General features: G+C 70.5%; 5 protein-coding genes. 3 read left to right on the top strand and 2 right to left on the bottom strand.

Annotated features, from left to right (window positions below; translation table 11 throughout):
• The first annotated feature begins 216 nt into the window (after positions 1 to 216).
• Both ACFE67_RS13705 and ACFE67_RS13700 read left to right on the top strand, forming a co-directional pair.
• On the top strand, positions 217 to 2040 hold the full coding sequence (locus ACFE67_RS13705; protein ID WP_375407432.1) for an ABC transporter ATP-binding protein: 1824 nt from the start codon (positions 217 to 219) through the stop codon (positions 2038 to 2040).
• A complete protein-coding gene (locus tag ACFE67_RS13700) occupies positions 2037 to 3848 on the top strand; it encodes an ABC transporter ATP-binding protein (RefSeq protein ID WP_375407431.1) in 1812 nt (603 codons plus the stop codon). Before ACFE67_RS13705 ends, ACFE67_RS13700 begins: the two co-directional genes overlap by 4 nt.
• A 63-nt stretch (positions 3849 to 3911) precedes the next feature.
• On the opposite strand, the gene ACFE67_RS13695 is transcribed toward ACFE67_RS13700, so the two are convergent.
• Both ACFE67_RS13695 and ACFE67_RS13690 read right to left on the bottom strand, forming a co-directional pair.
• Positions 3912 to 4235, bottom strand: coding sequence for an MGMT family protein (locus tag ACFE67_RS13695; RefSeq protein WP_375407430.1), 324 nt, complete (start codon positions 4233 to 4235; stop codon positions 3912 to 3914).
• Between the two features lie 94 nt (positions 4236 to 4329).
• Positions 4330 to 4782: a GNAT family N-acetyltransferase gene (locus ACFE67_RS13690; RefSeq protein WP_375407429.1), complete on the bottom strand. Its 453-nt coding sequence runs from the start codon at positions 4780 to 4782 to the stop codon at positions 4330 to 4332.
• Between the two features lie 132 nt (positions 4783 to 4914).
• On the opposite strand from ACFE67_RS13690, the gene ACFE67_RS13685 reads away from it, so the two are divergent.
• On the top strand, positions 4915 to 5256 hold a 342-nt coding region (locus ACFE67_RS13685; protein WP_375407428.1), incomplete at its 3' end, for an isocitrate/isopropylmalate family dehydrogenase.

Below are 5256 nucleotides of genomic sequence, written 5' to 3'. Positions count from 1 at the left end.
GAGTCGCGGTGATCGAGTGGCAGGAGGCCGACATGTTCACGACCGTCGCCGAACCCGTCGTCACCCCCGCGCTCCGCACGCGGGCCTGACGACCGCCCCCTTCCGCTCCACCTCCGGCCGCCTGCACGGCGGCCACCCGTCCAGCGCCGGTGACGGCGCTCCCGACGTCTCCGCTCCGCGCTGCGCCAGAATCGCACGCGGGCGGGAAGGAACACCATGACCGACCCAGGACGCCAGCACGGCGCTCGTCAGCCCAGCACGCTGCAGGCCCTCAGACGCCTCGACCCGTTCGTCGAACCCGTGCGGCGCAGCATCCTCATCGCGATGGCGATGGCCCTCGCCGCGTCCCTCGTGTCCCTCGCCGTGCCGCAGGTGCTGCAGCGGATCGTCGACGGCCCGCTCGCCGACAAGGACGCGGCCGCGATCCCGGGCGCCGTCGCGATCATCGCGGCCCTCGGCGTCGTCGAAGCCGCGCTCTACTTCGCCCGCAGGCTCTTCATCGTCGGTCCGGCCACCCGCGTCGAGGCGAGCATGCGCCGCGCGCTGTTCGCGAAGCTGCAGGACCTCCCGGTCGCGTTCCACGACCGGTGGCCGAGCGGTCAGCTGCTGTCCCGATCGATGACCGACCTCAGCCTGATCCGCCGCTTCATCGCATTCGGGTTCATCTACCTGGTCGTCAACATGATCACGATCGGTGTCGGCTTCGTGGTGCTGCTGCTGATGAGCCCGCTGCTCGCGATCGTGTTCATGGTCTGCTCCGTCCCGCTCTGGATCAACGGGTTCCGGTTCGAGCGCCGGTACCACATCGTCGCGCGCCGCAGCCAGGACCAGCAGGGCGACCTGGCGACGCTGGTGGAGGAGTCGGTGCACGGCATCCGCGTGCTGAAGGCGTTCGGTCGCAGCCGCACGAAGCTGCAGGGCTTCCTGCAGCGCGCGGAGGAGCTGCGCGGCACGGAGATCGAGAAGGCGCAGGCCGTCGCGCAGATCTGGCTCTGGCTGCTGCTCGTGCCCGACGTCGCGTTCGCGCTGTGCCTCCTGACCGGGGTCTGGCAGGCGAGCATCGGCGCGCTGAGCGTCGGGCAGCTCGTCGCGTTCTTCGCCACCGCGACCGTGCTGCGCTTCCCGCTCGAATCGATCGGCTTCCTGCTGTCGATGCTGTTCGACACCCGCACCGCGACGGACCGCCTCTTCGAGGTGTTCGACGAGGAGAACACGATCCAGGAGCCCGCGCAGAGCGCCCACATCGCCGACGCGCACGGCCGGCTCGAGTTCCAGGGCGTGCACTTCCACTACCCCGACGCTCCCGCCTCCGCACCCGACCTGCTCGACGGCGTCGACCTGTCGATCGAGCCGGGGGAGACGATGGCGCTGGTCGGGCTGACCGGTTCCGGCAAGACGACGATGGTCGAGCTCGCCGGCCGGCTGTACGACGTCACCGGCGGCCGGATCCTGCTCGACGGCGTCGACATCCGCGACCTCACCAGGATGGAGCTGCGCACCCACATCGCGATGGCCTTCGAGGAGGCGACGCTGTTCTCCGCCTCCGTGCGGGACAACGTGCTGCTGGGGCGCCCCGACGCGGGCGACGACGTGCTGATGGAGGCGCTCGACATCGCGCAGGCGAAGTTCGTGTACGACCTCCCCGACGGGCTCGAGACCACGATCGGCGAGGAGGGGCTCAGCCTCTCCGGGGGGCAGCGGCAGCGCCTCGCGCTCGCCCGAGCGGTCGCCGCGAACCCCGCGGTGCTCGTGCTGGACGACCCGCTGTCGGCGCTCGACGTCGACACGGAGGCGCTCGTAGAGGCGGCCCTCCGGCAGGTGCTCACCCGCACGACCGCGCTGATCGTCGCCCACCGCCCCTCCACCGTGCAGCTCGCGGACCGCGTCGCGCTGCTCGAGCAGGGCCGCGTGATCGCGGTCGGCACGCACAGCGAGCTGCTCGCGACCAGCGAGCGGTACCGGTTCGTCATCTCGAGCCTCGAGGACGAGCTGCGTCCCGGGGTCGTCGGAGGCCAGACCCAGCAGGAGGTGGACGCATGAGCACCCCGATCGGGACGCGGGGCGAGGAGCGCCGCGACTTCACCAGGGCCGAGCAGAAGGAGCTGCGGCAGCGCTCGCTGCGCCTGCTCGGCAGCCTGCTCGCGCCGCTGCGAAAGCGGCTGGTCATCACGGCGCTCGTCGTGGTCGTCAGCACGGGCCTGCAGGTCATCGGGCCGGCGATCATCGCCTACGGCATCGACACCGGCCTGCCGTCCCTGGTCGAGGGCCAGGCGATGCCGCTGGCGCTGTCCGTCATCGTCTACCTGCTCGCCGGGGTGGGCGCCGGCGTGCTGATCGCCGCGTACACGGTGCAGACCGCCCGGATCAGCCAGGCGATGCTGATCGACCTGCGCGAGCGCGTGTTCGTGCAGACGCAGCGGCTCAGCCTCGAGTTCCACGAGTCGTACACCTCCGGTCGGATCATCTCCCGCCAGACGAGCGACCTCGACTCGATCCGCGAGCTGCTCGACGGCGGGATCAACGAGCTCGTGCAGAGCGTGCTCTACATGCTGTTCACCGCGGTCGCCCTGGTGCTGCTCGACGGCTGGAGCGGGCTGGTCCTGTTCTGCTCGTTCGTGCCGCTCGCGTTCCTGATCCGCTGGTTCCAGGCCAGGAGCGCGGCGACGTTCCGCGAGTCCCGCGTCGCCTCCGCGAAGCTGATCGTGTTCTTCGTCGAGACGATGACGGGCATCCGCGCGGTGCAGGCCTTCCGCAAAGAAAGGCGCAACGAGCGGGAGTACGAGGAGCTGACTGAGGACTACCGCTCGATCAACGCGAAGGCGATCCGGCTGTTCGCGGTGATGGAGCCCGGGCTGACCCTGATCGGCAACCTCACGGTCGCCGCCGTGCTGCTGTTCGGGGCGTTCCGGGTCATCGACGACGGGCTCGCCATCGGTGTGCTGCTGGCGGCGGTGCTCTACGCGCGCCGGTTCTTCGACCCGATGGAGGCCATCGCGACGTTCTACAACGCGTATCAGTCGGCGGCGGCGGCGCTGGAGAAGATCTCCGGCGTCCTGGACGAGGCCCCGACCGTCGCGGAGCCCGTGGCGCCGCAGGCGCTCGCGACGGGGGTCACCGGCCGCGTGCGGTTCGACGGCGTCCGGTTCGCGTACCGGCCGGATCGGGAGATCCTGCCGCGCTTCGACCTCGATGTGCCGGCCGGTCAGACGATCGCGCTCGTGGGGTCGACCGGCGCGGGCAAGTCGACGCTCGCGAAGCTGATCGCCCGCTTCTACGACCCCTCCGACGGCCGCATCACGCTCGACGGAGTCGATCTGCGGAACCTGACGAACCAGGACCTGCACCGCGCCGTCGTGATGGTGACGCAGGAGGCGTACCTGTTCTCGGGGTCCGTCGCGGACAACATCGAGCTCGGCCGCCCCGGCGCGACGCGGGCCGAGATCGAGGCCTCGGCGAGGGCCGTCGGCGCGGATGCGTTCATCCGGTCGCTGCCGGACGGCTACGACACCGACGTGAACAAGCGCGGCGGCCGGGTGTCCGCGGGGCAGCGGCAGCTGATCTCGTTCGCGCGGGCGTTCCTCGCGGACCCGGAGGTGCTGATCCTCGACGAGGCGACCGCATCGCTCGACATCCCGAGCGAGCGGCTGGTGCAGGAGGCGCTGCAGACGCTGCTGGCCGACCGCACGGCGCTGATCATCGCGCACCGGCTCTCGACGGTCGCGATCGCGGACCGCGTGCTGGTGATGGAGCACGGCCGGATCGTCGAGGACGGGTCGCCCGCCGACCTGATCTCGGGCACGGGCCGCTTCGCCGCCCTCCACGCCGCCTGGCGCGACTCCCTCGTCTGAGTTTCATCTTTACGGAGTTTTGGCGCGGCGGAGCCGCTGCCAAAACTCCGTAAAGATGAAATCTCACGCTGGGACGTACGCCGCCCTCGCGAGGTTGATGCGATAGCCCGCGTCCGTCGTCGCGGGGAGGAGGGGCGTGCCCTCCGCCTCATAGTGCATGCGCGCCTCCGCCTCCAGGCCCCGAGGCGGGTGGCCGCCTCCGCGGACCACGCGCCACCAGGGCAGGCCGGAGCCGTGGAAGCGCATGACCATCCCGACGGCGCGGGCGCCGGGTCGGCCGAAGGTCCAGGCGACGTCGCCGTAGGTCATCACGCAGCCGGCGGGGATCGCAGCGACCACGTCCACGACGGCCTCGGTGTAGGCGCCGGAGGAGTCGAAGACCGCCATCAGCACGCAGTGCGGGCGTGAACGGACGAGCCGGGCGGGAACGGACGCCCGCTTCGTCCGAACTCGCCCGGAGTGCCTGTGGGGACGGCCCGGGTCACAGGTCGAGGGCGCCGATGACCTCGCCGAAGCGGGTCTCGCCCTCCCGGCGGAACCCGACGCGGAGGAAGAAGTCCTCCGGGCCCTCGTCGCCCCGCTCCCAGATCACGGTGAGGCGGGAGAAGCCGCGGGAGCGCGCCTCGTCCGCGAGACCGTGCACCGCGAACCGGCCGACGCCGCGGCCCTGCGCGGAGCCCTTCACGTTGATCGACCAGATGCAGCACCGGAACTCCGGCCGCGTCTCGTGCGGGTCGAAGCTGCCCTTGATGAAGCCGACGACCTCGTCGCCGTCCAGCACGACCCGGGGCCACGCGCCCTCGGGGTCCACGGACTGCTCCGCCTCCGCGTGCGAGACCGGCACCGCGTACTGCTCCTGACCCGGTTTCAGGGTCAGCGAGTTCGCGGCGACCACGGTCGTCGCAGAGAGGGGTTCGAGGCGGAGGTCGGCCACGCGCTCACAGTAGCGATCCGCGCGCCTCCGAGGGATGCGTCCTTCCGGAGAAGGGGCGGAGCCGAGCGTCGGTAGGGTGAACGGCGGTCAGCGCACGGCGCGACCGACATCTGGAACAGGCAGGAGCGCACCGTGGCGGACAAGATCAAGGTCGAGGGCACGGTCGTCGAGCTCGACGGCGACGAGATGACCCGCATCATCTGGCAGTCCATCAAGGACACGTTGATCCACCCCTACCTCGACGTGAACCTCGAGTACTACGACCTCGGCATCGAGAAGCGCGACGAGACCGACGACCAGATCACGATCGACGCGGCCAACGCAATCAAGAAGCACGGTGTCGGCGTGAAGTGCGCCACGATCACGCCCGACGAGGCGCGCGTGGAGGAGTTCGGCCTGAAGAAGATGTGGCGGAGCCCCAACGGCACGATCCGCAACATCCTCGGCGGCGTGATCTTCCGCGAGCCGATCATC

It is taken from the genome of uncultured Amnibacterium sp. (assembly GCF_964244015.1).
In the GTDB taxonomy this organism is placed as follows: Bacteria; Actinomycetota; Actinomycetes; order Actinomycetales; family Microbacteriaceae; genus Amnibacterium.
Note: the sequence above shows the minus strand (reverse complement) of the source record. Positions and strands in the feature narration are given on the sequence as shown.